Raw genomic sequence first — 2156 nt, forward strand, 5'->3', positions numbered from 1 at the left:
TGCTAAAGGAATACCCTTCATTATAATAAAACTCAAGATTATATTCGTCAATAAGTTTGTTCATTTTTCCGTAAGGATTGAAAATATCCGGATTAGATTGATAATACTCTTCTCTAATATGGAAAAACTCGTGAGCTAGAACCATTTCTATCCAAATTTGTGTGCTATTTCCCGTTATATCTATTGCAGTATACATGGATTTATCTACAATTGTTCCTGCGTAGTTAGTATTCCTTATTTTTAGTTTATCAACCATATATATCTTTTCTACAAATCTTCCAACTACATCAACAGGATAGGTACTGAGATATTTTATTGCATCCCCTTCTGCATTTTTCCCTTCAAGTTCATCATAGGGTCTAATATCCCAACCTTTTATCTGCTCACAGTCTTCTATACAAAGTCTTTCATCAGTAATTATTTCTACTCCTCTATCAGAGTAATAGTCTATGTCTCCCCAGTCTGAAAGCCATGAATAATACTGATTTTCTACAATATCAATATCGTCTCCATAGGATATTGTAAAAATCCGAATGAAGATTAAAACCATTATTAAGGTTGTTTTTAAAAACGCTCTGAATTTCATACTCATCACTCTTTCACAAATCTATATTACTATTTTACCATAAATATTCTTGTTTTCTTGAATTTTAGATGGTGTAAAGGAATTGTTTAAATTATTCAACATTGAAAAACAGTTTTGTAAGTTTCGAATAATAAGAGTTGTATTTTTCATGTTTAATGAAATGAAAACGTTTTTGTAGTATAATATTTATAAGTATCTAAATTCATGAAAGAAGGTGTATCAATGACAAAGCCCGTAGCTCAACAGGAAACTTACAGTGCTTCTGATCTTCCAATTGAAAATTTCCAGGAATTGGATGATTATATTGTAACCTTGGATGATAAGAAAGGTTCTCTCATTCACGTTCTGCACAAGGCTCAGGATATCTTTGGATTCCTACCAAAAGAAGTTCAGCTATACGTATCAAGGAAACTCGATTTGCCAGGTGCAAAAGTCTTTGGAGTTGCCAGTTTTTACTCCTATTTCACAAGTAATCCTGTAGGAAAACATAAAATCAGTGTTTGTATGGGAACTGCCTGCTTCGTAAGAGGCTCGGAAAAAATATTTGATGAGCTTAAGTCAAAGCTCGATGTAGAATCTGGAGAAACTACAGAAGACAATATGTTTACCCTGAAGGACGTCCGCTGTATAGGCGCCTGCGGTCTTGCTCCAATTATAATGATTGACGACAAGATTTTTGGAAGAGTCAAAGTTGAAGAACTTGACAACATTCTTGATGAATTTAGAGAGGAGGATTAATTTGAATATTAAATCACTGGATGAACTAAAAAAAATCAGGGAAAACTCCTTAAAAAAAGTCAATCTTAGAGAAACAGGTGAAGGCTCCGATGAAACTATAGAATTGATGGTAGGAATGGCTACCTGCGGAATTGCAGCCGGTGCAAGAGTTACTCTCGAAGCCCTCCTTGACGAAATCAGCAAACAAGATTTGAAGAACATAAAGATTGTACAGGTTGGATGTCTTGGATACTGTCATTCAGAACCCATTGTTCAAGTCAATGAACCCGGTAAAGAACCTGTTCTATACGGAAAGGTTGATGACGAAAAAGCAAGAGATATTATCAAAAAGCATATTTTAAAACACGAACTACTGGATGATTCAATAATAATTAACACATTTGAAAAAGCTTAATTATAAGGAGGGTGCAATGGACAAAATCAGAAGTCACATTATGGTCTGTGGAGGAACAGGCTGTCTAGCTTCAGGAAGTGAAGAATTAATTACCGCTCTAAATAATGAACTAGTAAAAGCAGGTTATGACAAGGAAATAACTGTAATCAAAACAGGTTGTTTCGGTTTTTGCGGTCAGGGCCCAATAGTTAAAATTCATCCTGACAATGTATTCTACGTACAGGTAAAACCAGATGACGCCATAGAAATTATTAATGAACATATAGTAAAAGGACGTCTTGTAGAAAGACTTCTATTTGAAGAACCTGAGGAAAAGAAAAAGCTGGATAAGCATGATAAAATGGCTTTTTACAAAAAACAATATAGAATCGCACTTAGAAACTGTGGTCTCATAGATCCGGAAGATATTGAAGAATATATAGCTTTTAGGGGTTATGA

At 34.2% G+C, this 2156-nt stretch carries 4 protein-coding genes; 3 read left to right on the plus strand and 1 reads right to left on the minus strand.

Translation table 11 applies throughout. The features are described 5' to 3' along the window. Positions 1–586: hypothetical protein (locus tag AC3AX0_RS12110; protein ID WP_487550536.1), on the minus strand; the 586-nt coding region annotated here is incomplete at its 3' end. Between the two features lie 222 nt (positions 587–808). Here AC3AX0_RS12110 and AC3AX0_RS12115 point away from each other — a divergent pair. The 3 genes from AC3AX0_RS12115 to AC3AX0_RS12125 form a co-directional block, all read left to right on the plus strand. Next, positions 809–1324 carry an NADH-quinone oxidoreductase subunit NuoE family protein gene (locus tag AC3AX0_RS12115; RefSeq protein ID WP_487550537.1) on the plus strand — a complete coding sequence of 172 codons (516 nt, stop codon included), beginning with the start codon at positions 809–811 and terminating at the stop codon, positions 1322–1324. Position 1325: 1 nt separating this feature from the next. Beyond that, a complete protein-coding gene (locus tag AC3AX0_RS12120; protein ID WP_487550538.1) occupies positions 1326–1718 on the plus strand; it encodes a (2Fe-2S) ferredoxin domain-containing protein in 393 nt (130 codons plus the stop codon). A gap of 16 nt (positions 1719–1734) precedes the next feature. Continuing rightward, a partial coding sequence (locus AC3AX0_RS12125) for a (2Fe-2S) ferredoxin domain-containing protein (RefSeq protein ID WP_487550539.1) occupies positions 1735–2156 on the plus strand: 422 nt, incomplete at its 3' end.

It is taken from the genome of Dethiosulfatibacter sp., assembly GCF_983023055.1.